General features: G+C 61.0%; 23 protein-coding genes, 2 tRNA genes and 1 other RNA gene. 21 read left to right on the top strand and 5 right to left on the bottom strand.

Translation table 11 applies throughout. The annotated features are described in order from the left end of the window. Window position 1: 1 nt before the first annotated feature. The 4 genes from ABRP86_RS01305 to ABRP86_RS01290 all read left to right on the top strand — a co-directional run bounded on the left by ABRP86_RS01305 (window position 2) and on the right by ABRP86_RS01290 (window position 1,374). Window positions 2-481 carry a tRNA adenosine deaminase-associated protein gene (locus ABRP86_RS01305; protein ID WP_023024959.1) on the top strand — a complete coding sequence of 160 codons (480 nt, stop codon included), beginning with the start codon at window positions 2-4 and terminating at the stop codon, window positions 479-481. Further along, entirely contained in the window at window positions 468-944 is a 477-nt protein-coding gene (locus ABRP86_RS01300; protein WP_349862150.1) for a nucleoside deaminase, read from the top strand. Before ABRP86_RS01305 ends, ABRP86_RS01300 begins: the two co-directional genes overlap by 14 nt. A gap of 47 nt (window positions 945-991) precedes the next feature. Next, window positions 992-1,192 (top strand): CsbD family protein, encoded by a 201-nt coding sequence (locus ABRP86_RS01295; RefSeq protein ID WP_349853486.1) that lies wholly within the window; start codon window positions 992-994, stop codon window positions 1,190-1,192. Between the two features lie 94 nt (window positions 1,193-1,286). Continuing rightward, window positions 1,287-1,374: transfer RNA gene (locus ABRP86_RS01290), tRNA-Ser, on the top strand. Between the two features lie 39 nt (window positions 1,375-1,413). Here the strand turns inward: ABRP86_RS01290 and ABRP86_RS01285 are convergent. Continuing rightward, the gene (locus ABRP86_RS01285; RefSeq protein ID WP_023024965.1) at window positions 1,414-1,917 is read right to left on the bottom strand and encodes a hypothetical protein; all 504 of its coding nucleotides are present in this window, start codon (window positions 1,915-1,917) and stop codon (window positions 1,414-1,416) included. Between the two features lie 120 nt (window positions 1,918-2,037). Between ABRP86_RS01285 and ABRP86_RS01280 the strand changes: the two genes are divergently transcribed. The 9 genes from ABRP86_RS01280 to tgt all read left to right on the top strand — a co-directional run bounded on the left by ABRP86_RS01280 (window position 2,038) and on the right by tgt (window position 13,737). Then, window positions 2,038-3,933 (top strand): HtaA domain-containing protein, encoded by a 1,896-nt coding sequence (locus ABRP86_RS01280; RefSeq protein ID WP_349862149.1) that lies wholly within the window; start codon window positions 2,038-2,040, stop codon window positions 3,931-3,933. A gap of 10 nt (window positions 3,934-3,943) precedes the next feature. Beyond that, a complete protein-coding gene (locus ABRP86_RS01275; protein WP_349862148.1) occupies window positions 3,944-4,990 on the top strand; it encodes a heme/hemin ABC transporter substrate-binding protein in 1,047 nt (348 codons plus the stop codon). Next, the gene (locus ABRP86_RS01270; protein WP_349853482.1) at window positions 4,971-6,020 is read left to right on the top strand and encodes a FecCD family ABC transporter permease; all 1,050 of its coding nucleotides are present in this window, start codon (window positions 4,971-4,973) and stop codon (window positions 6,018-6,020) included. Before ABRP86_RS01275 ends, ABRP86_RS01270 begins: the two co-directional genes overlap by 20 nt. Further along, a complete protein-coding gene (locus ABRP86_RS01265; RefSeq protein ID WP_349862147.1) occupies window positions 6,020-6,814 on the top strand; it encodes a heme ABC transporter ATP-binding protein in 795 nt (264 codons plus the stop codon). Before ABRP86_RS01270 ends, ABRP86_RS01265 begins: the two co-directional genes overlap by 1 nt. Beyond that, window positions 6,807-7,856, top strand: a complete 1,050-nt coding sequence (locus ABRP86_RS01260) for an HtaA domain-containing protein (RefSeq protein ID WP_349862146.1) — start codon at window positions 6,807-6,809, stop codon at window positions 7,854-7,856. The genes ABRP86_RS01265 and ABRP86_RS01260 overlap by 8 nt, the downstream gene beginning before the upstream one ends. 180 nt (window positions 7,857-8,036) lie before the next feature. Further along, window positions 8,037-8,678 carry a biliverdin-producing heme oxygenase gene (locus ABRP86_RS01255; RefSeq protein ID WP_349862145.1) on the top strand — a complete coding sequence of 214 codons (642 nt, stop codon included), beginning with the start codon at window positions 8,037-8,039 and terminating at the stop codon, window positions 8,676-8,678. Window positions 8,679-8,764: 86 nt separating this feature from the next. Next, the gene (locus tag ABRP86_RS01250; protein WP_349853474.1) at window positions 8,765-9,625 is read left to right on the top strand and encodes an HtaA domain-containing protein; all 861 of its coding nucleotides are present in this window, start codon (window positions 8,765-8,767) and stop codon (window positions 9,623-9,625) included. A gap of 228 nt (window positions 9,626-9,853) precedes the next feature. Beyond that, a complete protein-coding gene (locus tag ABRP86_RS01245; protein ID WP_349862144.1) occupies window positions 9,854-12,484 on the top strand; it encodes an MMPL family transporter in 2,631 nt (876 codons plus the stop codon). Further along, on the top strand, window positions 12,481-13,737 hold the full coding sequence (gene tgt, locus ABRP86_RS01240; protein WP_349862143.1) for a tRNA guanosine(34) transglycosylase Tgt: 1,257 nt from the start codon (window positions 12,481-12,483) through the stop codon (window positions 13,735-13,737). The genes ABRP86_RS01245 and tgt overlap by 4 nt, the downstream gene beginning before the upstream one ends. On the opposite strand, the gene ABRP86_RS01235 is transcribed toward tgt, so the two are convergent. Next, window positions 13,713-14,396, bottom strand: coding sequence for a queuosine precursor transporter (locus tag ABRP86_RS01235; protein ID WP_349862142.1), 684 nt, complete (start codon window positions 14,394-14,396; stop codon window positions 13,713-13,715). The two genes, tgt and ABRP86_RS01235, sit on opposite strands and share 25 nt — an antisense overlap. A 33-nt stretch (window positions 14,397-14,429) precedes the next feature. Between ABRP86_RS01235 and gluQRS the strand changes: the two genes are divergently transcribed. The 3 genes from gluQRS to ABRP86_RS01220 are packed head-to-tail and all read left to right on the top strand — an operon-like array spanning window position 14,430 to window position 17,268. Then, entirely contained in the window at window positions 14,430-15,323 is an 894-nt protein-coding gene (gene gluQRS / locus ABRP86_RS01230; protein ID WP_349862141.1) for a tRNA glutamyl-Q(34) synthetase GluQRS, read from the top strand. Window positions 15,324-15,336: 13 nt separating this feature from the next. Continuing rightward, window positions 15,337-16,929: a cation:proton antiporter gene (locus tag ABRP86_RS01225; RefSeq protein ID WP_023024989.1), complete on the top strand. Its 1,593-nt coding sequence runs from the start codon at window positions 15,337-15,339 to the stop codon at window positions 16,927-16,929. Window positions 16,930-16,932: 3 nt separating this feature from the next. Next, complete coding sequence (locus tag ABRP86_RS01220) at window positions 16,933-17,268, top strand: hypothetical protein (protein WP_005276440.1); 336 nt, start codon at window positions 16,933-16,935, stop codon at window positions 17,266-17,268. Here the strand turns inward: ABRP86_RS01220 and ABRP86_RS01215 are convergent. The 3 genes from ABRP86_RS01215 to ABRP86_RS01205 form a co-directional block, all read right to left on the bottom strand. Continuing rightward, window positions 17,265-17,513: a hypothetical protein gene (locus ABRP86_RS01215; protein WP_005276443.1), complete on the bottom strand. Its 249-nt coding sequence runs from the start codon at window positions 17,511-17,513 to the stop codon at window positions 17,265-17,267. The two genes, ABRP86_RS01220 and ABRP86_RS01215, sit on opposite strands and share 4 nt — an antisense overlap. 25 nt (window positions 17,514-17,538) lie before the next feature. Continuing rightward, a complete protein-coding gene (locus ABRP86_RS01210) occupies window positions 17,539-19,080 on the bottom strand; it encodes a molybdopterin-dependent oxidoreductase (RefSeq protein WP_349862140.1) in 1,542 nt (513 codons plus the stop codon). 129 nt (window positions 19,081-19,209) lie between these two features. Continuing rightward, a tRNA-Ser gene (locus tag ABRP86_RS01205) sits at window positions 19,210-19,298 on the bottom strand. Between the two features lie 209 nt (window positions 19,299-19,507). Here ABRP86_RS01205 and ffs point away from each other — a divergent pair. From ffs to ABRP86_RS01180, 5 genes are all read left to right on the top strand, one after another. After that, an RNA gene (ffs, locus tag ABRP86_RS01200) (signal recognition particle sRNA small type) lies at window positions 19,508-19,604 on the top strand. Between the two features lie 64 nt (window positions 19,605-19,668). Then, window positions 19,669-20,940 carry an aspartate aminotransferase type Ic gene (locus tag ABRP86_RS01195; protein ID WP_349862139.1) on the top strand — a complete coding sequence of 424 codons (1,272 nt, stop codon included), beginning with the start codon at window positions 19,669-19,671 and terminating at the stop codon, window positions 20,938-20,940. Next, on the top strand, window positions 20,894-21,487 hold the full coding sequence (locus ABRP86_RS01190; protein WP_349862138.1) for a hypothetical protein: 594 nt from the start codon (window positions 20,894-20,896) through the stop codon (window positions 21,485-21,487). Before ABRP86_RS01195 ends, ABRP86_RS01190 begins: the two co-directional genes overlap by 47 nt. An 18-nt stretch (window positions 21,488-21,505) precedes the next feature. Then, window positions 21,506-24,004, top strand: coding sequence for a DNA polymerase III subunit gamma and tau (locus ABRP86_RS01185; RefSeq protein WP_349862137.1), 2,499 nt, complete (start codon window positions 21,506-21,508; stop codon window positions 24,002-24,004). A 67-nt stretch (window positions 24,005-24,071) separates the two neighbouring features. Further along, window positions 24,072-24,437 (top strand): YbaB/EbfC family nucleoid-associated protein, encoded by a 366-nt coding sequence (locus ABRP86_RS01180; protein ID WP_023024999.1) that lies wholly within the window; start codon window positions 24,072-24,074, stop codon window positions 24,435-24,437. Window positions 24,438-24,480: the final 43 nt, after the last annotated feature.

Raw genomic sequence — 24,480 nt, 5'->3', positions numbered from 1 at the left:
TATGAGCAACGAAAATTACTCTTTCGCGGTTACCGTCGCCCGCAACGAGGGACAATGGGTCGTGCGCAGCTTCGATGATGACTTTGAGGATCCGCAAACCTCCATCACCGCAGTGCGCTCCCTGCGCTCCGAAGGCGCAGCTTTCGCCCTTCTCTGCGTCGAAGACGCCTACTTCATTGCCGTGCGGCCCGTGCCCGGTGGGGTGAAAATGCTAATTTCAGACGCCACCTACGGCGTTGACGATGACTTTGCCGCGGACTTCATGGAGCTCAATGACTACGAGATTCCAGACGTGGACCCGGAAGAGGCTGACCCCTACGGTGAGGGCGATTTCGATATCTTCGCTGACCTGGGCCTATCCGAGGACCAGGTGGGCTACATCATCGACGATGAGGACGATTGGCCCTCCGACATGCTCCTGCGCATCGCCGGCGACCTGGGCTTTGGGGATGAGCTAGAAGACGTCATTGATAACGCCTAAGCCCCTGCAGCGCGCGCAGGAACGGATGCGGCGCGCCCTCGCGGTGGCGCGCCAGACCCCCGCCGGGGATGTGCCGGTTGGGGCGGTGCTTTATGATGCCGCCGGCCGCGAGCTCGCCACCGGCGTCAACCGCCGCGAGCAATTGCGCGATCCCACCGCCCACGCCGAGGTCGAGGCGATCCGCCAGGCGGTGCGCATCCATGGCGATGGCTGGCGCTTGACCGGCTGCGAGCTCGTGGTCACCTTGGAGCCCTGCGCCATGTGTGCCGGCGCCCTGCAATCCGCCCGGGTGAGCTCGCTGGTTTTTGGCGCCTTTGAGCCGAAGACGGGTGCGTGCGGCTCGCTTATCGATGTCCTGCGTGCCCCCACCGCGCCCTTTAGCCCACAGGTCCGCGGTGGTGTCCTCGAAAAAGACTGCGTGGCGTTGCTAGAAAAATTCTTCGCCACACTCCGCGAAAAGTGAGTATAGTGGCTGGCACACTGTAAGCGACTCATTTAAGGAGAGAGAAAATGGGCGATTTGGAAAATAAGAAGGACGACCTCGCAGGCAAGGCAAAGGAAGCTGTCGGCGAGGCAACCGGTAACGAAGACGTAGCCAACGAGGGCAAGGCCGACCAGGTCGTTTCCGATGCTAAGGACAAGCTGTCCGATGCTGCAGACAACATCAAGGACAAGGCTAACGACATCATCGGTGGCCTGAAGAAGGACTAATTTTATAGTCTCCTTCATAGCGAAATCGCTGCGTCGGCTTAATGCTTGCGCAGCGATTTTGTTGCATCGGGGGTCCTCCCGTAATCTGGAACGCGGTGGCGTGTCCGAGCGGCCGAAGGTGATCGCCTCGAAAGCGATTGTTGGGTAACCCCCAACCGCGGGTTCAAATCCCGCCGCCACCGCGCAAGGCCCCGACCTGTTAATGCAGGTCGGGGCCTATTTTAGTTTTTCTCCGCCAGGGAGATATGGGGTGTTGGGGTAGCTAAAGCGTCCTGCTTTGGGCGTGCAGCCCGCGCGCGGCGGCGCTGCAGGGTGGGGAGGAACCACGTTGCGATGGCCGCGATGACAGCAATAATGCCCGCGCTCCACGCGAGGTATTTCACGGGGGTAAACCACCACGCCAGGGCCGCGATTATTGCGATGACGATCCATACGGCGGGCACGAGGAGGCTGGGTTGTTCGGCCCACGGTTCCCGGGGGAATCGGCTACGGGCCTCTGCGCGGATGCGGCGTGGCGTTTTACGGGCAAGTGCCAAGGAACAGGCAACCACAGAGGCCAAGCCGATACCGGCGATGAGCAGGTTGCCGCTTACGCCGCCGAACATAAATACGCCGACGGAAAGAGCTAAGGATAAGCGTTCACCAATCGTGAGTGGGAAGTTCTGCGTGGGATCCACATCTGGATAGATGCTGGTGAAGATGTCTTTGCGGGGGTCGTTTTGCATTCTTTGCTTCTTATAGGGGTGGTTTATTGACAATCGGAAGAAGTTAGGTCAGGATACACTTACTTCACTAAGGCAAGCTTAGCCTATATGATTTTTAGGCACGAAAACAAGGTTCTTAATATGATTGGAAAACTGTGTAAGTCGGCGTTCGGCATCATCGTCGCTGCTTTTCTCGTCGCGGCATTCGCCCCACTTCTGTCATCTGCCCCAGTTGCCCACGGAGATGAATCCTGCACATGGAAATGGGGCATCAAGCAGTCATTCCGCAGCTACGTCAAAGGCAATATCGCCCACGGTGGATGGGGTGCCAATGGCATTGGCTTCACAGGCGACGAACAGGGCGATGGTGCGTTCGTCTTTACCCCAGGAAAGCCCGATGCGTCTGGTGGAAACGTCACGATACCGTTCAACGGAACGCTGAACTTTACCGGCCACGATGGGGTCCTGGACATGACGATGTCGGACTTCAAGGTCAAGGCCTCTGGTAAACAGGCGCAGATTTCCGTGGACTACGTCTCCTATGAGATGAACCGCCAAGACCTCAGCCGCGGTAAAAAGATCCAAGGCAATGATGAGGTAATCGCCACCATTGATCTGGCCAACCCCGTCGAAGATGGTGCCGGGAAGGTTGATTTGTCTGGATCTACCGCTCTGACCTCCGGCGGGGCCAAGCTATTTACCGGCTTCTACCAGCCGGGCGAAGCCTTAGATCCGTCCTCTGGCAGCATTGCGCTTGATGGCTCGTGCGCCGGATCTGGTTCCGGATCTGGCTCCGGTTCCGGTTCCGGTGAGAACCGCCCATTGACGTCTATTACGGGTTCCTTCACGGGCTTTAACAAGGAAGCCATGGACATCCTGTCTGAAACCAATGACACGATGAACGGGATTACTACGTTCATGGGCAATACCCAGGCGTTCCTGGATGAGTTGGAGTCTTTCAACAATCGGGGTGGATCGAACTCGAATTCGGGTGGTTCCACTTCGGGTACGTCGAACTCCACTGGAGGAAACTCAGCTTCTACTAACTCTGCAGCGGGAAATCCATCACCGAGCAACTTTGGTTCGGGCGGAGGCGGCGGTGCCTCAGGAACTGGCAAAGCAGCGGGATCTGGTCCTGCGCACTCTGGATCTGCGAACTCCGGTGCCCCGAGCTCAGGTAGTTCGGGCGAGGAAGGATCTGGCGGGGACGATGCCGTCTGTGAGGCCACTGGTGTAACTCAAGCCACCGCTCAGTGGGGGTTAAAGAAATCCTTCCAGTCCTATATCACCGGATCCATTGCTCAGGGCCGATGGGATCTCTCTGGTGTTGGCTATGACAATGGGCATTTCCAATTCACGGGTAACTCCGGTGCCGTAAAAGATGGCGCGGGCTCCGTGCAATATGGCGGAAGCATGCAGTTCACCGGGCACCACGGCAAGCTGGACCTCAACATCGCCAACCTGGAAATCACCTTTAACGGCAATTCTGGCGAGCTTATCGCTGACGTGCGCTCTTCCAATATGGAAGGCAAGAAGAAAGACTTTGGACGCACTGTTATTGGCACCTTGAACTTCAATTCCCTCGACGTCGGCACGGACGCCGTGTCCGGTGAAGCTGCGGTATCGCTTTCTGAAGCCGGTTCCCAGGCACTCGCTGAGTTCTATGAACCAGGCACCCAGTTGGATCCGTTGAGCTTCCACGCCACCTTGGGCGGAAGCGCTGATTGCGGCGCCGTATCCGGTGGCGGCAGTTCTAGCTCCGGTTCTGGATCCGGCGGATCCGGCGGATCTGGCGCAGGCGGAAATGGAAAGGGAACTCCTGGTTCCAAAGGCGGCGCGCATGCCGCAGCCGGGGACCCAGTGCTAGCCGGTGACTCGGGGCAGGGATACGAGGACGGATCGAACAAATTTAAGGTCAAATCCGCGACGTCTCCCGGCGGGAGCCTAGAAAACCCGACCACCTATCTACTGCTCTTCATCGTCGGATTGATCATCGCCGGTGGTTCCACCAGCCGGCTTGTCATGAACAACTCTTAGAAAGATTGCCGTGAAACTCGTTCTTCGTTTCCTCGTACCATTCCTGTGCATCTTAGGCCTTACCGCGTGCGGTGTGCAGGGAAGCTATACCGATCAGCTGCCGGATCCCGCCGATCTCTCGGACCCCAGGTCCTTTGAAGGCGTCAGTGACGTCAAGGACTTTGACGATATCGAGCCGGTTACTGATAAGGCAGAGCCGGCGCTTCCGGTGGAGCTTACCGATGCCGATGGTAATGACGTCACCGTCACCGATGCCTCCCGCATCCTGGCTTTGGATATCTATGGCACCTATACCAAGACCCTTAGCGGCTTGGGGCTTGCGGATAATATCGTCGGCCGCACAGTTTCTTCTACCGAGCCTAACCTGGCGGATCTCCCGGTGGTGACCGAAGGCGGCCACAATATCAACGTGGAGGCGGTGCTGGAGCTGCAGCCGACGCTCGTCATTGCAGACCATTCCATTGGCCCGCGCGATGTCATCGAGCAAATCCGCGCGGCGGGTGTCACCACCGTGGTGATGGAACCTGAGCGCACGATCGATTCGGTGGGCGAGGACATCACCACACTTGGCGATGCCCTCGGCCTGCCCGACGAAGCACGCGAGCTGGCGGATCGTTCCACCAAGGAAATCGACGAGGCAAAGGAAGCCATCAAGGAGTTGGTTCCCGATGATCCGATGCGCATGGCGTTCCTTTACGCACGCGGAAACGGTGGCGTCTTCTTCATCATGGGTGATGGTACCGGTGCGCAAGATCTGATTGAAGGCATCGGCGGTGTGGATCTGGCTGCAGAAAACAACCTTTCCCATGTAGAACCCGCTAATGCTGAGGCGCTGGCGCGCATTAATCCAGAGGTGATCATCATGATGACCAATGGCCTGGAATCCACCGGTGGAATTGACGGCTTGCTGGAGCGGCCCGGCGTTGCTCAAACCACCGCCGGCCAAAAGAAGCGCATCGTGACCATCCCGGACGGCCAGTCGTTGGCATTTGGCCCCATGACTGGGCAAACGCTGGTGAAGCTAGCAAAGGCTGTGTATGACCCAGACAATGAGTAAGGGCACGGACACCTTCGCGCGCCGACGCACGCAGCGCACTTGGGTATTCGTACTGCTGGGGATCCTCACCGTTGTCGCGGCGCTCATCTCCGTCGTGCTGGGGCAATACTATGTACCGCTGTCTGATCTCTTTCCCATTTTGGCAGCTGGCCACGGGGAGGATTCCTTGACCGCAAGCGTGGTATGGGACATCCGCCTACCGCGTTTGGTCTTGGGGCTTGTGGTGGGCGCGGCCTTGGGCGTTGCCGGCACGCTGATGCAGGCGGTATTTGCCAACCCCTTGGCAGAGCCCTCCATTATCGGCGTTACCTCCGGTGCGGGCGTTGGTGCGGCCGTAGTCATCGTCTTTAATATCGAGTTCTTCGGCACCTTTACCGTTCCCGCTGCAGCCTTCCTTACCGCGCTGCTGGTTACCTTCATTATCTATCAGCTTGCGCGCCACAACGGAAGGGTTGCCGTGGTGCACCTGATTCTCACCGGCATCGCCATCAATGCGGTATGCAACGCCATGATCTCTTTCATGGTGTACCTAGCGCCGACCGCCAACCGCGAAGCGATCATCTTCTGGCAGATGGGCTCCCTCAACGGCTCACAGTGGAAACACGTCTGGGCGGTACTGCCCATCGTGGTGGTTGGCCTCGCAGTGGCCTTGCGCCTGGGCAAGCAGTTGGACGTCCTCGCGCTCGGCGAGTGCGCCGCCGCACATACCGGCGTGAACGTGCCGCGGCTGCGCATCGTGGCGATTGTGGCATCGGCAGTGCTGACCGCCGCGGCCGTTTCCTTCGCCGGCCTCATTGGCTTTGTGGGACTTATCGTTCCCCACCTGCTGCGCAGCATCGTCGGACCAGAAAACCGCATCCTGTTGCCGGCTTCCGCCCTTGGCGGTGCTGTGCTCATTGGTTTCGCCGACGTGGCAGCGCGCACGATGATTCCCTTTGCGGATCTTCCCATCGGCATTTTCACCGCGCTGGTGGGCGGTCCAACGTTCTTCATCTTGCTGCGCCGCATGATGCGCAAAGGAGTGCACTGATGATAAACGTCAAAGACTTAACCGTTCGCGTGGGGGAGCACACCCTCGTGGACCAAGTGTCTTTTACCGCCCACGCGGGCGAAGTTACCGGGCTTATCGGCCCGAACGGCGCCGGCAAATCTACGGTACTTGCCGCCGTCGCCGGAGACATCGACTATTCCGGCGAGATCACCGTGGGTGGGCTATCGCCCAAGGCGCCAGCGCGAGAGCTCGCGCGCACGCGTGCGGTGATGCTCCAGGACGTCTCGGTGTCCTTCGAATTCCTCGTCCGCGATGTCGTTGCGATGGGGCGCCGCCCGTGGGAAGGAACTGCCTACGCGGACCTTGACGATGACTTTATTGACGCCGCCCTCGATACCGCCGGCGTCGCGCACTTAGCGGGCCGAGACATCAGCACGCTGTCTGGCGGTGAGCGCGCCCGCGCGGCCTTCGCACGGGTGCTTGCCCAAAATACCCCGGTGATCTTGCTGGATGAGCCAACGGCCGCGCTGGATATCCGGCACCAAGAACAACTGTTGGGCTCAGTAAAAGCCCTTGCCCGCGAGGCAGGCGTCGCCGTCCTCGTGGTGCTGCATGACCTCAATGCGGCAGCAGCATATTGCGATCATCTCGTATGCCTGTCGTGCGGGGGATTAGCAGCCCAAGGGCGCGTAGATGAGGTCTTTACCAGTCCCACCTTGTCTCAAGTGTATGGCTGGCCGATATCCGTCGAGGGGCTGCGGGTACATCCGCAGCGTGCAACGCCCACCATCAACCCACTCTTCTCACACAAATTGGAGGATTTCCATGTTTAAGAAAGTAGTGGTCACCGCTCTCGCGGCGACCGCACTCACCGTGCCACACGCTTCTGCGGAAGAAACCTGCACCATCGAATCCGGTTCCTTGAACTGGGGAATTAAGCACTCGTGGCGTTCCTACCTCAAAAGCGGTTTCGCTGCTGGTGATTGGTCCACTAGTGGCCCAGTGACGCAAACCGGTGATCCTAAGGAGAAGGATTTCTCTTTCGGCTTCGAGGTTGATCCTGAAACCTCTACGGTAACGGTAGATGAGGAGGGCAATGTGGTCTCGTCCAATATCGAGAGTAAAGACTCCTCGATCACGTTTACCGGTCACCACGGCGCTCTACATTCCACGGTTGTGGCACCTTTCATCAAGACCTCCGGTAATGAAGCCCAGCTCGGTTCCGGCTACGAGGTCTATCACGTAGAGGGTAAGAATATGCTGCAATACACCGAGGATGACCACATCGACGCCAATAAGCGCACCGGGGATGGGATCTTTGGCCACGGCACGGCGCAATGGACCAAGGAGGACGATACACTCACCCTTTCCGCCAGCGATGTGCGGTACAAGGAGCAGCAGGGAACAAAAGATGGAAAAATCGAGGGCGTAGACCAACTTTTCATGGGCATGTATAGCTCGGAGAACAAGCCTGAGCTTGATGATGCCCACCTAACCCTCAAGGTCTCCCCTGGTTGTGGCCAGAAGAAGGAAGAAAATCCGCAGGATCAGGAAAAGCCGCAGAATGAGCCTGCTCCCAAGCCGCCGGTAGCTTCGCCGGAAAAGGAAGAGAAGCCACAGAGTCAGCCACCAGCGACCTCGCAGACTCCGGCACCGCCGAAGGATCCGGAGACTCCAAAGACCCCTGAGACTTCGGAGTCTAAGAAGCCGGGCACTGATAAGCCAGAGAAGGACGCTCCCTCCGGTTCTAGCTTTGCCAAGGTGTGGAACTACATCTTGGGCGTGGCAACCATTGGCAGCATGTTTGCCATTCTTGGGCAGGCCTTTATAAAGTCGGGCGCCCTTGAGAGCGTGCGTGCTCTTCTCCATTGGTAATAGGTGGTCAGCTAAGCGCGTCGTGATGGCAGCCGCATCCTAATGACGCGCGCACCGCAGGCAGTGGGGTAGGGAGTTAGTTCTTTTGGTTGATTTCTCCCCACAGGCCTTGTAAATAAGGATTGCCTAACCTTAAATTTATATTTAGACATTAGGTAAGCATTACTTTGGAGGAAGTCAGTGACTGTGACGCTTAAGAAACCATTATCCGCCGCATTGCGCGAGGAGACCGCCCACGCTCACGAGAACGCGGAGGGCTCGGCGTTTATGCAGCGACTCATGTCAGGCCAGCTGAGCGCTGAGGCCGCCGCCGATTTAAGCGGTCAGCTGTGGTTTGTCTATGAGTCTCTGGAGCGTGCAGTCCGCAGTGTGGCGCATGCTCCAATCGCCGGTGCGGTGGCCGATCCACGCCTTGAGCGGCGCTTTGCTCTGGAGGCGGATTTGGCGGCGCTCGTCGGTAGCGACTGGCGCGAAAAGATCCGGATCCTGCCGGCCACGGCATCCTACGTCGCCCGCCTAGAGGCGGTATCTGGCAGTGCAGCGGAAGTGGTGGCCCACCACTATGTTCGGTATCTCGGTGATATCTCCGGCGGCCAGGTGATTGCCGCGCGCCTCGGCACGCTTTATGACATCGAACCGGATGCACTGAACTTTTATGACTTCAGTGCCATCGGCAAGATTCCGCCGTACCGCAAGGGCTACCGCGAACGCCTGGATAGTCTCATGCTGACTGCGGAGCGGCGCGAGGCTTTGCTCTCGGAGGCGCAGCGCGCATTCGCTTTCAACTCGGAGATCTTCGCCGAGCTTGATAAGCGCCACTGATTTACTTTTTCTAATTTTCCAATTAAGGTAAGGCTGGCCTAATATTTTAGGCAAAGCTTCACCACTGCTCTCAAGAGGAGAAATTCATGAAAACAACATCCGTCATCGCCGTTGGAGCGGTTGCACTCGGCGCCGTCACCGCACCGGTAGCCTCTGCCGATGAGGCTCCAGCCGATGTCCCCGCCGTGGAATCCGGCCAATTGAACTGGCCCATCAAGGAATCCTTCATTCACCACGTGGACACCAACCCGCTTGCCAAAGGCATAATCAATACCACCGAAGGCGCGGAGAAGGTAGGAAAGGACTTCACCTTCCCGGTCGATGCGGCCCACACCACGCTGGATGCTGAGGGAAACGGCACTATTGGCACTCAGGGATCCGTGCAGATTCAAGGCTATCCAGGCTTCGGCCCTAATGGTTCCTACGGCGTCGATCTCACGTTTTCGGATATCAAGGTAGAAGTAGAAGGCCAAAACGCCACCATTACTGCGGATTATAAACTTACGGGCGCCTCCGGCCCGCTTAAGAACAAACCGGTTGAATTGTCTGGCGATGACGCCGCAATCTCTACCTTCACGCTTACTGAGCCCTTGGTGCCGGAAACCGGCAAGTCCTACGCCACAACTGATGCCCCCACCTCGTTGACCCAGACGGGCTCCGACATTTTCTTGGGCAAGTACCCAGTGGGGCAGCCGCTTGACGATGCCAACTCGGATCTCACCGTGGCATTCGACGGTGCCTCCGAAAACGCTAAACCATCTGACCAGGTAACCCCAGAAAAGAAGCCTTCGGGCGACAACGCTGCAGCCGATGGCTCTTCTTTCCACGGTTCTTCCTTCGGCACACTAGGCGAGACCGTCGCTGCTGTTATCGAGCGGGTAAAGAAAATTAGCGCCTTCTTCTCTGACCTCGTTCTTCCTGGCCTGAGCTTGTCAAAGTACGTTTAAACAGCGAGCGCTCTCTCGCGGCCGTATTGCCTACGCCGCTCCGCCGTGGCCACCCGATCTAGTCCTTGACTGCATCGAATGGCCACGGTTCTTTTTGGCCCGCCGCCTTGGCATCGTCTGTGAATACGGGCTGCCCGGCGGCTAAATAATAGGGAATAAGGGGCACGGCAACTACACTAGGGCGAAGTTAAATCCGTCCGACTACGCGAATGCGAAGGTACATTTCCCGTGGCTAAACTCCTCTACCGGCTCGGGCGCTGGTCTTTCCTTAATAAATGGAAGGTCATCGTCACCTGGGTGGTCCTGCTTGCCGCCGCCGGCGGCGCTACCGCCTTGTTGATGAAACCGATGACGAGCGAGTTCGCTATCAAAGGCACCCCGTCCATCGATGCCACCTACAAAACGATGGATCTCTTCCCGGAAGGCGGCAATCCCGCCAACTCCCCATCGGTGAACTTGGTCTTCCAGGCCCCGGAGGGCCAAAAGCTCTCAGATCCCGCCAATGAAAAGGCCATCAAGGCGGTCATCACCCACCTCGAGGATAACCTGGAGATGGGCGATACCATGCGTTTTGGCAACCCCCTTGAGGTCTCGCCGCGGCTGCAGGATGAGGTCATCCACCAGTTCACGGAGATAGGGCTGCCGGAATCGTCCGCGCATGCCGATGCCGATAACCTCGCCATGGTCAATGAGGATGAGACCATTGCCTATACCACCTTCGATTTCGATGCCGAATCGCCCTATAGCGTGGATCAGGCCGATAAGGACATTGTGACGGAAGCGATGGACATCGGCAGGCAGCAGGGGCTTACCGTCGAAGCCGGCGGCGCAGGGTTTGGCGATGAGATTAGGGTCAATTCCACCTCCGAGATCATCGGTCTTGGCGTGGCCTTCCTCGTCCTCATCTTTACCTTTGGTTCCCTAGTCGCTTCTGGAATGCCGCTGATTTCCGCCGTCATCGGGGTCGGCCTGGGTGCATGCGGCATGCTGATTACCACGCACTGGATTGAGCTCAACAACATGACGCCGGTGCTAGCCATCATGATTGGCCTGGCGGTGGGCATCGACTACGCGCTATTTATCCTGTCCCGCTACCGCGCCGAGCGCGCCCGCATGTCCGCCCCAGAAGCAGCCGGAATGGCGGCAGGAACGGCGGGTTCATCCGTGGTCTTTGCCGGAACCACCGTCTTTACCGCGCTTTTTGCCCTGCTCATTGCGCGCATCGAATTCCTCACCGCCATGGGGCTTTCCGCCGCAGCAACGGTGGCTATCGCCGTCCTTGTCTCCCTCACACTCATCCCCGCGATGCTCGGGCTTTTGGGGGACAAGGCGTTTAGCGGCCGCATCCCCGGCGTGGCCGGCAACCCTTCCCGCAAGGGCAAGGCGCGCCGCGGGCCTACCATGGGCCATCGCTGGGTACGACTGGTACAAAAGGTGCCCGGCTTGGCGATGGCCCTCGTCGTCCTCGCCCTCGGCGCCATGACCGCCCCCGTGCTTCACATGGAGTTGGCGCTGCCTGCCGATACCACCTCGAATCCCGATACCACCCAGCGCAAGGCTGCCGACCTGATGGCCGAGGGCTTCGGCCCCGGCGTCAACGGGCCGTTCCTCGCGGTTGTCGATGCCCACACCATCAACGCCGATTCCGCCGCACTCGCCCCATTGGTGGCGGCCCAGGGCGGAGAAGCCGAACCCGAAGAAGGTGCCGGCGAGCCGCCCGCCGAAAACCCGGAGGATCATGCGCCCGATAACGCGCCTGAGCCCGCGCCCGACGAGGCGCCCGATCAGCCGGCGGACCAGCCCGGTGATCACCCCGCAGAACACCCTGTTGACCAGCCTGGCGACCAGCCAGCGGAGCCGGAAATCGCCCCCGTCGCAGAGGTCGAGGACAAGGAAGACGCCGCTGCGCCGACGAGCGCCGAAGACAAGGCAGCGCTGGCGTCCTTCCTCTACACCGCGGATCAATTGAAGACGCTCGGCGGGGTAAAGCATGCACAAATCGTTTCGCTCAGCGAGGACCAGCGCTCGGCACAAATCATGGTGACTCCGGAAACCTCGCCAACGGAAGCCGCAACCATTAATGTTGCGCACGCGCTGCGCTCCGCCACCAAGGAGATCGAAGGCACCACCGGCACCGAGATCGGCCTGACAGGCCTGACCGCCGTGCAATTGGACATTACCGAGCGCTTGCGCGGTGCGATGGTGCCGTACTTGAGCATCGTTGTGGGGCTGGCGATCGTGCTGCTACTCGTCGTCTTCCGATCCCTCCTGGTGCCACTGGTGGCGGGCCTCGGCTTCCTGCTTTCGGTGGGCGGCGCCTTCGGACTGACGGTGCTGGTATGGCAAGACGGCCTGTGGGGCCTCGTCCCGGGCCCCGGCCCGCTGCTATCATTCATGCCGATCTTCCTCATCGGTGTGACCTTCGGCTTGGCCATGGACTACCAGGTCTTCCTGGTCACCCGCATGCGCGAGCACATTGCGCGGCATCCGAAGGGCACGTCGGGACCCTATAGCGCCGTCGATGAGGCCACCATCACCGGTTTTACCCAGGGCGCGCGCGTGGTGACGGCCGCAGCCATCATCATGATCTCGGTCTTCGTAGCCTTTATTAACCAGCCGCTGCCGTTCATCCAGATCTTCGGCTTTGCCTTGGCGGCGGGCGTGCTTTTCGATGCCTTCTTTGTCCGCATGACCCTCGTCCCTGCCTCCATGTTCCTTATGGGCCGCGCTACGTGGTGGATGCCCAAGTGGCTGGATAAGATTCTGCCCACCGTAGACATCGAAGGCACTGCGCTTGAGGAAGAATGGGAAGCACAACACGGCCAGAAGGCCAGGGAAGAAGAGGAAGAAAAGGAATGAAGGACTTAAGTTTCGACATCGATAAGCGCCTGCCCGAAGGCCCCGGTAAGCATGGCCGCAGCGGCGTTATCCACACCCCGCACGGCGATATCGCCACCCCGGCGTTCATCCCGGTGGCAACCAAGGCCACGGTGAAGACGCTGACGCCGGAGCAGATTCGCGCCACCGGAACGCAGGCGATTTTGTCCAATGCCTATCACCTCTACCTGCAGCCGGGCCAGGACATCGTGGATGAGGCCGACGGCGTGGCGAAATTCGAGAACTGGCACGGGCCGACCTACACCGACTCCGGCGGATTCCAGGTGATGTCTTTGGGGGTGGGCTTTAAAAAGGTCATCGCCATGGACTTGGCGGATCTCACCGAAAAGGATATTCGCGCCGCGAAAAGGGAGCGCATGGCCAAGGTGGATGAGGAAGGCGTGGATTTCCGCTCGATTATCGATGGCTCCAAGCACCGCTTTACGCCCGAAAAATCAATGCAGATTCAGCACGGGCTGGGCGCGGACATCATGTTCGCCTTCGACGAGCTGACCACGCTCATTGATTCGCGCAGTTACCAGGAAGAATCCGTGGCCCGCACGCATCGGTGGGCGCAGCGGTGCCTGGAGGAACACGACCGGCTCACTCGCGAGCGCTACCACCGCCCGAAGCAATCGCTGTGGGGCGTGGTGCAGGGCGCGCAATACGAGGACCTGCGCCGCCAGGCCACCCGCGGCCTCTTGGACCTGGACCGCGCCGCGCGGGAGAAGGGCCAGCGCGGTTTCGGCGGCTTCGGCATCGGCGGCGCGCTGGAAAAGCAGAACCTCGGCACCATCGTGGGCTGGGTCTGCGATGAACTACCGGACGATAAACCGCGCCACCTGCTCGGCATCTCCGAACCCGATGACATCTTCACCGCGGTCGAGGCCGGCGCCGATACCTTCGATTGCGTCGCGCCGACCCGCCTGGCTCGCCGCGGTGGTGTCTACACGCTCGATGGCCGCCTCAACCTCACCAATGCGCGGTTCAAGCGGGATTTCAAGGGCATCGACGAGGAATTCGGCGGCTACGTCACGGAGAACTACTCGCGAGCCTACCTGCACCACCTGCTCAAGGCGAAGGAATTTTTGGCCGGCACGCTGTGCACCATCCACAACGTGGAATTCATGGTGCGGTTAGTGGACAATATTCGCGCCGCCATCAACGGCGGCTACTACGAGGACTACCGCGATGAGTTCCTAGGCCGCTACTACGCGGCGTCGAAGGCGCGGTAATCTTCGCGCTTTTTCACCAGCTTGATAACCGCGGAGGTAATGGGCAAGAGGACGACCTCAATCAGCGTCTTCCACACAAAGCCCACCACCACGTAGTTGATGAAACCGCTCGTGGTGTCGATGCCGATGACGGGCGCGGCGATGGCGCAAAACAGCAAGGTATCACCAAACTCACCCACCACGGTGGAGGCGATCAGCCGGGAGAAAAGGCCCTTTTCACCGCTACGCTTCTTCATCGCGGTCAGCGTCCACGCGTTGAGCAGCTGGCCCACCAGGTAACCGGCCAGGGAGGCCAAAACGATGCGCGGCACCAGGCCCAGCGTGGCGGCGAAGGCCTCCTGGCCCTCATAGAAATCCGCCGCGGGCAGCCAGATGGCGATGTAGAAACACACGACGGCGAGCAGGGCCATCGCAAAGCCGATGTAGATGGCGCGCCGGGTGGACTTGAAGCCGTAGCACTCGGACAAAACGTCGCCGACGATATAGGCCAGCGGGAAGAGGAAGAAGGCGCCGTCGGTCACGAGCGGCCCGAGCTGGACGCCCTTGGTGGCGTTGATATTAGAAATCAAAAACGTCACGACGAAAATGGTGACGAGCCAGGGATAGAGAGTGGAATGAACGGGGATAAAGCGCACGTGAGAGGAGGGGGATTTTTCCATGCCCACTATTGTGCCAAACCGTATGCTGGGATTATGAATTCCGCGACCACCGGGGCGGGCCGCTACGCCCCGAGCCCTTCCGGCGATCTGCACTTTGGCAACCTCCGCACGGCGCTTCTCGCGTGGCTCTACGCGCGCTCGACGGGGCGCAGGTTTGTGGTGCGGGTGGAGGACATCGACAAGCAGCGCTCCTCCCGCGCGGCGGCCGAGCGCCAGCTCGCGGACCTTGCGGCCCTGGGGCTGGACTGGGATGGCGAGGTCATCTACCAGCAGGGTCGCGATGCCGCCTATGCCGCGGCGCTCCAGAAGCTGCCGGTCTACGAGTGCTACTGCTCGCGCAAGGATATCCGCGAGGCTTCCCGCGCCCCGCACGCCATCCCCGGCCAGTACCCGGGCACCTGCCGTGCGCTATCCGATGCCCAACGTGCCACCAAACGCGCCCAGCTCGCCGCCGACAACCGCCAGCCGGCGCTGCGCCTGCGCGCCGATGTCTCCAGCTTCACTATCCACGACGCCCTGCACGGCGATTACACCGGTGATGTCGATGATTTCATCCTGCGCCGCGGCGGGCAGGACGGTGGCTGGGCCTATAACCTGGCGGTGGTTGTGGATGATGCCTACCAGGGCATCGACCAGGTGGTCCGCGGCGACGATCTCTTATCCTCCGCCCCGCGCCAGGCTTATCTTGCTTCCTTATTGGGGATTGCACCGCCTACCTACGTGCACGTGCCGCTGGTCCTGAATTCCGCGGGCAAACGCCTGGCCAAGCGCGATGGCGCGGTGACGATGCGGGAGATGGGGGAGCAGAGGGGCATCGTCAAGCAGCTGGCGCAGTCTTTGGGCTATGAGGCGGAGACCGCCGCCGAGCTCCTTGCGCAATTCCGGCCGGAGGAATTGAGCCGCGAGCCGTATATTTGGCGGCCGTAATATTATCGAGCCCATGGAAGTTTTATTGGTTCTCATCGGGCTCATGCTGCTGACCGTCTTCGTTGTTGCGATCGGCGATAGGGTCGGGCTGCCCTGGCCCGCGCTGCTGACGATTATTACCGCCTGCGCCGTTTTCGTGCCGGGGCTGCCGCAATTCGACATCCCCACCGAGCTCATCCTTCCCATCTTCTTGCCGCCGCTGCTGTGGGCGCTGGCGCGGCGCACGTCCTGGGGCGTGATTCGCGGGCAGTGGGTGACCATCCTGAGCCTGTCCGTGCTCCTCGTTGTCGCCACGACCCTCGCCGTGGGCGCGACCGCCTACGCCTTCCTGCCGGGAATTAGCATCGCCGCCGCCATCCTCATCGGCGCGGCCATCGCCCCGCCGGACCCCGTGGCCGTGGATGCGGTGGCCGAGCCCGCCGGCATCCCGCGCCGCATCATCACTACCCTGCAAACAGAGGGGCTATTTAATGATGCCGCCTCCATCGTCGCCTTCCACCTCGCGCTTGCCGCTGTGACCCAGGGCGGCGATATTTCCTTTGGCAGCGGCGTGCTGAGCTTCCTTTATTCGTCCGTCGTCGCGCTTGCCATTGGTTGGCTCATCGGGCGGCTGACGGCGCTGTTTATTACCCACGTCCACGATGTGGTCGCGCGCAACGCTTTGACCTGGGTGGTTCCTTTCGCCACCTTCCTCGTGGCCGAGGAATTGAAAGCCTCCGGGGTTATCGCCGTGGTCATCGCCGCCGTCGAGCTCAACTCGCGCGCCGATATCCAGGCCGAGGACCGGCTTTCCGGCCAGTCATTCTGGGAGACCATGGAGCTGCTGTTTACCGGCGTCGCGTTCGGTCTTATCGGGCTGACGGTTAATACGGCCATCGCGGAGGTCGGCTCGGATTTGTGGCACTCGGTTATGGTCGGCGTAATCCTCTCGCTGGTGGCCTTCGTGGTGCGTTTTGTGTGGATGTTCTTCTACTACCGCCTCAACGTCTCGCGCGGGCGCCCGCACGTTGCCCCGCTGCGGATGCAGGAGGTGCTGCTGATGACCTGGTCCGGCATGCGCGGCCTGGTGACCTTGGCGCTGGTTTTGTCCATTCCCACCGGCGTCTTCGCCTTCCACCACGAGCTGGCCGTTATCGCCCTGACCGTCCTGCTGGTCACCATGGTGCTGCCCGGCCTGCTGCTGCCGTGGTTGATGCGGCAGCTCGATCTCACCGAGGCCTCGCAGGCCGCCAACGATAAGATGCGCGCCGCGGTGGTTTCGCGGGCGCGCGCCGCCAGCATCGATGCGCTATCGCAATTCCGCCCGGAAGACGATGCCACCGGCGAGGCCGAAACGGTCGATCCGGAGATTTCCGCCAACGTCATTCAGTGGTTCGAGGACCGCCTGGGCGATGGCGAAAACCCCGCCGAGAATAACGATATGCGCAAGCAGCGCGCCGAGGAGGCCCGCCGCGTCGCCCTGGAGGCCCGCCGCACCGCGCTGAACGCCGCGCAGAGCGAGCTCTTAGTCCTGCGCAAGGATCGGGCCTTCAATCCGGCCATCGTGGATGAGATACTGGAAGAGATCGACCGCATGGTCATCGGCACTAATCACCGGGAGATCTAGCCCATGGATCCACAACACTATGCCGAGCTCGAGGACGCGATGGACTACCTCTACGATTTCCTCGATGAGGACTTGGCGGACCGCGTGCGCGCCGAGCGCGAGTTCGTTCCGGCGGGCTTAGAAAGCTTGCTTGCCGATGACTCCCTCGACGACTACGTCTGGCTCTGGATCAAGGATTCCGGGCCGAATGGCTTCCGGCAGTACCTGCGCGATGGCGGTTATTCCGAGGCCGAGGTGCGCCAGACCTTTGCCTGGGCGCGCAGCGAGTGGGGCATGAATACCCCGCCGCATATCGCGTGGCTTAAAGAGGACGGCTACGAGCCACCGCGCATCGACTAGGCGAGGCGGTACGGCCCCGCCTTGCGCACCGCCGCATCGATGACCTCTGGGTCCACCGTGACGGACTCGGAGTGCTTGATGACGACATCCGCGGTGGCCTCCCCGGTCATCTCGAAGGTGGCTTGGCCCATTCCCGTATCGGCAAAGATGCCGTAGAGCTTTTGCAGGCACTTGCGCACGTCATTGTCGTTGCGGACGCCTTCGATGGCGATGCGGGTTTCGGTGACGGAAGATTTATCAGTCATAGAAACAGATTCTAATCCTTCGGTGTTAGATGCGGCCGTTGAAGGCCTGGAGCGCGGAATCCTCGCGGGTGCCGCCGCGGCCATCGCCGTAGTCGGCGTAATCACCAATCCAGGCAATGCGCGATACCCACTTCACGGCCTTATACCCGTGGTTCGACTCCACGCGGGCGCGCACTGGGGCGCCCAAGTGCAGATCGATGTCCTGGTCATTGCGCGAAATCGCCAAAATGGACTGATCTTCCATGGCGGTCTCGATATCGAAGGCCGCGTAGAAAGGCTCGCGCGGGCGGTTATCGTACATCTTTTGCGCCAAGCCATAGGACTCGATGAGCACGTAGTTGGCGCCTTCGGGGCGGGGGCAGAGTAGCTCGAGGACATCGGCAAGCTTGGGCCCTCCCCACTTGGAGGTCGCCGACCACCCCTGCATGCAGGTATGCGTGGCGATATAAGACGTCTGCGGCAGCTCCCGCAACTGCTCAAGGGTGACGGTCTTTTCGGTGCCGTTGATATCATCGGCCACGGTAATGGCGTAATCCTGCCAGCCATTGCGCTTGTACTCGGTCCACTCAGGGGACTCCTTCTCCGTCGGCGGCAGGCCGTTGGTCCAGTGGAAGGAGGAAATGGGCATCGGCGAGTCCTTGGTCTCCTTGGGCTTGCGCGGGTGGAAGTGATTCAGCGAAAGCTTGCGGCCGATTTCGGTGAACGAGACTAAGAAATTATGCGCCCGGGCGCGGTCTGCCAAGGTCCAGTAGGACAGGGCAATCCAGAAGATGATGACCGCCACGATGGTGATGACGACGGTGGTAAAGGCCTGCACATAGCGCTCGGTGGAGACGTCGCCGAAGACGATGTGGACCATGTTGTGCTCGCGGTGCACGAAGAAGACCAGCACCACGTGGACCAGGATGAACGCGGACATCAAGACCATGCCGATAAAGTGCAGTGAGCGAGCGCCCTGGTGCCCGCCCAACATCTTCACGAACCACGGGAAACGCACGCGGATGGCCGGCGACATGCCCAGACCGGTCACCATCATGAAGGGCGCGACGATGAAGATGACGAAGGCGTAGGCAAGCTGCTGGAGGGCATCGTAGGGCGTGAAGTGCTCGATGCCGGGCGCGCTGAGGCTGATATAGACCTTGAAGGTATCCCAAGCCTCCGGGATGATGTCCCAGGACGTGGGGATGAGGCGCTGCCACAGGCCAGTGGCAAAGAGCAGCACGACATATACCAAGCCATTGAGGACCCACAGCATGACCGATAGGCCGTGCCAGTGGCGGCCGAGGCCCACGTTTTCGCGGCCCGGCAGGGTCACCAGCGGCGACCACGAAAGCTCGTCCATCAAAGAGGTATATACGCCCTCTTCCTTGGGCAGCTTGCGCTTGGTAAATCGCAGCCATTCGGTGCCAGGGGCGCAGTCATTGCGCCACCACAGGCGCGGCATGGAAGAAAGCATTTCCAGCCCGGAGCGCAAGAGCATGCCGATGAGTACAAAGTTGATGAGGTGCGTCGCGCGAAGCCACAAAGGAAAATCGGGGTTTTCGCCGAGAGCCAAGACATAGTCCATGGGGGAGAGCGTCCTAGTGAGATAGTTTATGGGGAAAGGAACTATCTCTATTTTGACGGGTTTTCACGGATTAAACAAGCAGGCTGTAGATATGCGGAAATCCCGACCCTTTCGAGCCGGGATTTCCAGTGGCGGAGGATGTGGGATTTGAACCCACGAGGGGCGTGAACCCCGCACGCGTTCCAGGCGTGTGACATAGGCCGCTAGTCGAATCCTCCGAGAAGAAACATTAGCAGCCGTGGCAATTAGAATGCCAATCGCCTGGTCAGTGTCGATTTTTGGGCAATTATTGGGTTTCGGTAGGGCAGGACCCGGCGCTCACCGAACTGCTGCCGCTTGCCGATGCCCCCACAGCCTTCCGCCTCGCCCCAAGCGATGTCGGGCGGCGGTGTATTTGGCTTATGCGGGCCGTGGGCGTTAAAGTAAGGGCAGGATTCCGCGTGGCGTCCATCCTCTGAACTCCCCCAGGGCAGGAATGCAGCAAGGGTCAGGAGGCTCTGACGGGTGCGCGGGGTCCCTTTTTTGTGCAGGGTGCGTTAGTATTGGTGGCTAAACGTCGCACCACACTATGGAAGGTAAGACATACTAATGTCGCTTCTCACTCTGGAATCGTCCGCCTTGGCAGAACTTGCCGCGAAAGTCCGCGAAGAATATGCGGGACTGAAGGCAAAGGGCCTCAAGCTGGATTTGACCCGTGGCAAGCCTTCGAAGGCGCAGCTCGATCTCTCCAATGCGCTGTTATCGCTGCCGGGTGAGGGAAACTATACCGATGCTGAAGGTGCTGACCTGCGCAACTACGGCAACCTGAAGGGCGTTAAGAAGCTGCGCGAGCTGTGGGGCGAGTTAATCAATATTGACCCAGAGCTCCTGCTGGCAGGCGATAGCTCCTCGCTCAACATCATGTTCGACCTCATTTCTTGGGCCTATACCTTCGGCACCAATGATTCGCCGCACCCGTGGAGCGAGGAAGAAACCGTCAAGTGGATCTGCCCGGTTCCCGGCTATGACCGCCACTTCGCCATCACGGAACTCTTCGGCTTCGAGTTGGTGACGGTGCCGATGGAAGACGATGGCCCAGATGTCGAGGCCATCGCGAAGCTCGCCCAAGACCCGCAGGTCAAGGGCATGTGGCTCATCCCCATGTTCTCCAACCCCACCGGCGCGATCATTTCGGAGGACAAGACCCGCCGCCTGGCGGACATGGATACCGCGGCGCCGGATTTCCGCATTGTGTGGGATAACGCCTATGCAGTACACACGCTGACAGACGAGTTCCCGGAAATCTTGCCGATTCTGGACATCGCCAAGCAGGGCGGGCACCCCAACCGCTTCTGGGCCATGTCCTCGAGCTCCAAGGTCACCTTCGCGGGCTCTGGCGTGAGCTTTTTCGGATCCTCGGCAGACAACCTCGACTGGTACCTGGCGAACGCGGGCATCCGCGGCATTGGACCGAATAAGATCAACCAGTTCGCCCACGCCGAGTTCTTCGGCTCCGCGGACGGCGTGCGCGAGCTGATGCGCCGCCACGCCGAGCTGCTGGCGCCGAAGTTCGCCGCCGCGCGCCGCATCCTGGATGAGCGTCTAGGCGAGTACGGCGTCGCGGAATGGACCGACCCTAAGGGTGGCTACTTCATTTCCATGGACGTCGTCGACGGCACCGCCACCCGCGTGTGGGAGCTGGCCAAGGACGCCGGCATCGTGCTCACCAAGGCGGGCGCGGCCTACCCGCACGGCCGCGATGAGAATGACCGCAATATCCGCCTTGCGGTGTCGCTACCGCCGCAGGAGGAAATCGAGGAAGCCATCGACGGCGTTGCCACCTGCGTGCTTCTGGCGGCCATCGAAAAGGCGGAGGGCTAAAATCAACGCCGACGAATCCGCCGTGTGGCTCAGCGAGGTCATCCCGGCTCCCCTGGAGTTCCGGTACGTCGACGGGCGCAGGCTGGGTTTAGCCACACTTGCCGATGCCCAATCCCTCGCCCTCACCACCACCTTCAACGACGTCGATACCGGCCTGCGCAGCGATGCCGAAGGCCTGGATGTGCGCTGCGAACTCGTCACTGTGGCGCGCGTGGGCCAGCCCGAAGTCGCCGCCACCGTGGGGGCCGCGGCCGCGAAGCTGGAGAAGGCGGGCGGCCTTTTGCCCGCGCAACCCGGCGTCTTGCTGCCGTCGCTTTTGGATCTCCCCGGCGAGCAGACCGTGCACCACGGGCTGCTCATCGCCCCGTACCTCTGGGGCGGGCAGACGCCGCAATACCGCGAGGAGAACCGCCTGACGCTCGTGCTGCAGCTGGTCATGCTGACGGATGCGGAATATGCGTTTGGGGTGGAAGAGGGCGTCGGCAAGCTGCAGGAGGCCGTGGCCGAGCAGGGCATTGACCTGCTGGACTGGTCGCGCGAGGGTTAGCCGGTAAACTGGCTAACCGTGGCTTTATACCGGAAATACCGTCCAGCAACGTTTGCCGAGGTCGTGGGGCAAGAGCAGGTCACCACGCCGCTATCTGCCGCCCTCGACGCGGGGCGCATCAACCACGCCTACCTCTTTTCCGGCCCGCGCGGCTGCGGTAAGACGTCTTCGGCGCGGATTATGGCCCGCTCGCTCAACTGCGAGCACGGGCCCACCTCGACGCCGTGCGGTAAGTGTGATTCGTGTGTGTCGCTCGCGCCCGGCGGCCCGGGCAACCTGGACGTGACGGAGCTCGACGCCGCCTCGCACAATGGCGTGGAGGACATGCGCGAGCTGCGCGATCGCGCCTACTATGCGCCGGCGGAATCGCGCTACCGCATCTTCATCATCGACGAGGCGCACATGATTTCCCCGTCCGGTGCCAACGCGTTGCTCAAGGTGGTCGAAGAGCCGCCCGAGCACGTGATTTTTATCTTTGCGACGACGGAGCCGGAAAAAATCATCGGCACCATTCGCTCCCGTACGCACCACTATCCCTTCCGCTTGCTTACCCCGCCCGCGATGAAGGGGCTGCTGCAAAAGACCGTGGCCGCCGAGGGCGTGCAGGTCGAAGACGCCGTCTATCCCATGGTCATCGAGGCCGGCGGCGGTTCCCCGCGCGATACCCTGTCGCTGCTGGACCAGCTTTTGGCCGGCGCGGGTCCCAATGGTCTGACCTATGACCTCGCGCGCCCGCTGCTGGGCGTTACGGACGTCACGCTTCTCGATGACACCATCGCCACCCTCGCCGAGAACGACAAGGCCGGTCTTTTTGCGCAGATAGACAACGTCATCGAGGCCGGCCACGACCCGCGCCGGTTTGCGGTGGATTTGCTCGACCGATTGCGCGACCTGATGATCCTGCAGGCCGTGCCGGGCGCTATCGATGCCGGCCTAGTTTCCGCGCCCACCGACCGCGCCGAGGTGCTCACCTCCCAAGCGCAGCGTTTTTCCGGCCCGCAGCTAACTTATCTTGCCTCCACCGTCAATGACCGCATCAGCGATCTGACCGGGGCCACCTCGCCGCGCCTACTGCTCGAAATCATGTGCGCCCACTTGCTTATTGGTACCTCGTCCGGCGCGGCACCGAGTGCGGCATCCGCAGCCCAGCCAGCCCAACCCAGCGGCGCCCCGCAATCCGCGCAGACGGAACAGTCCAACCATGCTGGCCAAGGCGCACAGTCTGCACAGTCACCGCAGGCAGGACAGCCGGGCCAGTCAGCACCCTCTGCAGGAAACGGGCCAGCCTTTTCGGGCGCCCAGGATCCGCAGTCGGCAGCGGCCGCCATCATCGCGCGGCGCCGTGCAAAGTCCCAGGCTCAGCAAAACCAGACCGCCACAGGCTCCACTGCTTCAGAAGCGCCTGGACAACAACGGAATCAAGCGGCCGCGAGCACCGGGGCGCCGGAGCCGGCCCCGGAATCGGCATCACCGTCAGCACTGTCATCGCCGTCTCAACCTGAACAAACACCCGAGCGGCCCGCAGCAACGGCGCAGCCGGCAGGACCTGAGAATGCGGAAGGATCTGCATCGCGGTCTGCGCAACCGAGCGCGGAGCATACGCAATCGACGCATACAGAACCGGAAGAGCAGCAGTCCACGGATTCGCAGTCTAGCGATGTGCCTGCGGAGGACGCTTCGGCTACCGCGGCAGGCGGCAACGTAGAAACTGACGGTAGCGCGGATCCATGGGGCCAGGAGCGCCAGGTTCCGCAGAATGCGCCAGCCCGCGGAAACGACCAGGCGGAACCGCTGGAGAAACCGGTGCCGGCGGCGCCAGCGCAGCCGGAGAGGCAGGACCAGTCGAAGGGGGCATCGGCAAGCGGCGATGACGGTGATTTCGTGGAGGCAGTGAAGCGGAAATGGGTGGAGCTGAGGGGCAGCGTCGGCAAGCGAAATAAGGTTGCCGAAATCATGCTTGCCGAAGCCCGCGTGCTCGGGTTCCGCGATAATACGCTGACGCTGGGGCATACCACCGGTGCGCTGGCAGAACGCATCAATGCGCCGGCGAATAATTCCGTCATTGTGGACGTGCTGCGGGAGGAATTCCAGCGCGATATTCAGGTCAACTGCGTGGTAGGCACGGACCCGAAGACCGCCGGGTTCGATGCGCCGCGGGCGCCGCACAGCAAACCCGAATGGAACCCCAACGCACCCGAACGCGAGCCGAGCGACGACAAGGAGGCAGAGAGTAAGCCCGGGTGGCGCTCGCGCATTGCCAAGGCAACCGAGGTGGCGAAGCAGCGCGATGATGAATTCGCGCGCACGCCGCAATTTAGCAACGGGGTACCGCTGCCGCCCGAGCCAGAGAGCCCCGCGGACGAGCCGCCGCCGGAAGAACCGCCGGCCTATACGCGCGATGACGAAGAACGCGACATGGTCGAAGCCGCGCAGTCCGCAGGCGAAATGGACCACCGCAGCGCCACTGAGATAGCGATAGAACTCGTGGAAAAGGAACTAGGCGCACGCCGTGTATAGGACTGTGGCACGGTAGACTCGGGCGGTAGCAAAGCTACAGTGGATTTATTTAGAAAGGACGAAAGCTATGGCTGAACAAGATTCCACCCCACAACCCAACGACATGAACGACCTCATCGCGCAGGCGGCGCAGGTGCAGGCCGAGCTGCAGAAGGCGCAGGAAGAAATCCTGGCGACCAATGTTGAGGGCAGCGCGGGCAATGGCCTGGTTAAGGTGACCATGACCGGTGGCGCCGAGCTGGTAGACCTGCAGATTGATAAGTCCGTGGTTGACCCGGAGGACATCGACACGCTGCAGGACCTGGTGATGGGCGCGTTTAAGGATGCCCACGCCGCAGCGGGCAAGTTGGCACAGGAAAAGATTGGTCCCCTGTCGCAGGGCATGGGCGGCCAGGGTGGACCGTCGATGGATGACATGTTCGGCGGCTTCTAACCGCGCGATATTCTTAAAAGGCCGTTGCCCCGGTGATGGGGCC

This window comes from Corynebacterium sp. KPL3927 (assembly GCF_040225835.1).
Taxonomy (GTDB): Bacteria; Actinomycetota; Actinomycetes; order Mycobacteriales; family Mycobacteriaceae; genus Corynebacterium.
The sequence above is the reverse complement of the archived record's forward strand: the minus strand, read 5'-3'. Positions and strand labels throughout refer to the sequence as shown.

What these genes read in the sequence shown, in the direction of transcription:
- ABRP86_RS01305 (WP_023024959.1), top strand. Translation starts at nt 2, where the DNA reads ATGAGCAACGAAAATTACTCTTTCGCGGTTACCGTCGCCCGCAACGAG.
- ABRP86_RS01295 (WP_349853486.1), top strand. Translation starts at nt 992, where the DNA reads ATGGGCGATTTGGAAAATAAGAAGGACGACCTCGCAGGCAAGGCAAAG.
- ABRP86_RS01285 (WP_023024965.1), bottom strand. Translation starts at nt 1,917, where the DNA reads ATGCAAAACGACCCCCGCAAAGACATCTTCACCAGCATCTATCCAGAT.
- ABRP86_RS01280 (WP_349862149.1), top strand. Translation starts at nt 2,038, where the DNA reads ATGATTGGAAAACTGTGTAAGTCGGCGTTCGGCATCATCGTCGCTGCT.
- ABRP86_RS01270 (WP_349853482.1), top strand. Translation starts at nt 4,971, where the DNA reads ATGACCCAGACAATGAGTAAGGGCACGGACACCTTCGCGCGCCGACGC.
- ABRP86_RS01265 (WP_349862147.1), top strand. Translation starts at nt 6,020, where the DNA reads ATGATAAACGTCAAAGACTTAACCGTTCGCGTGGGGGAGCACACCCTC.
- ABRP86_RS01260 (WP_349862146.1), top strand. Translation starts at nt 6,807, where the DNA reads ATGTTTAAGAAAGTAGTGGTCACCGCTCTCGCGGCGACCGCACTCACC.
- ABRP86_RS01250 (WP_349853474.1), top strand. Translation starts at nt 8,765, where the DNA reads ATGAAAACAACATCCGTCATCGCCGTTGGAGCGGTTGCACTCGGCGCC.
- tgt (WP_349862143.1), top strand. Translation starts at nt 12,481, where the DNA reads ATGAAGGACTTAAGTTTCGACATCGATAAGCGCCTGCCCGAAGGCCCC.
- ABRP86_RS01235 (WP_349862142.1), bottom strand. Translation starts at nt 14,396, where the DNA reads ATGGAAAAATCCCCCTCCTCTCACGTGCGCTTTATCCCCGTTCATTCC.
- gluQRS (WP_349862141.1), top strand. Translation starts at nt 14,430, where the DNA reads ATGAATTCCGCGACCACCGGGGCGGGCCGCTACGCCCCGAGCCCTTCC.
- ABRP86_RS01225 (WP_023024989.1), top strand. Translation starts at nt 15,337, where the DNA reads ATGGAAGTTTTATTGGTTCTCATCGGGCTCATGCTGCTGACCGTCTTC.
- ABRP86_RS01220 (WP_005276440.1), top strand. Translation starts at nt 16,933, where the DNA reads ATGGATCCACAACACTATGCCGAGCTCGAGGACGCGATGGACTACCTC.
- ABRP86_RS01215 (WP_005276443.1), bottom strand. Translation starts at nt 17,513, where the DNA reads ATGACTGATAAATCTTCCGTCACCGAAACCCGCATCGCCATCGAAGGC.
- ABRP86_RS01210 (WP_349862140.1), bottom strand. Translation starts at nt 19,080, where the DNA reads ATGGACTATGTCTTGGCTCTCGGCGAAAACCCCGATTTTCCTTTGTGG.
- ABRP86_RS01195 (WP_349862139.1), top strand. Translation starts at nt 19,669, where the DNA reads ATGTCGCTTCTCACTCTGGAATCGTCCGCCTTGGCAGAACTTGCCGCG.
- ABRP86_RS01180 (WP_023024999.1), top strand. Translation starts at nt 24,072, where the DNA reads ATGGCTGAACAAGATTCCACCCCACAACCCAACGACATGAACGACCTC.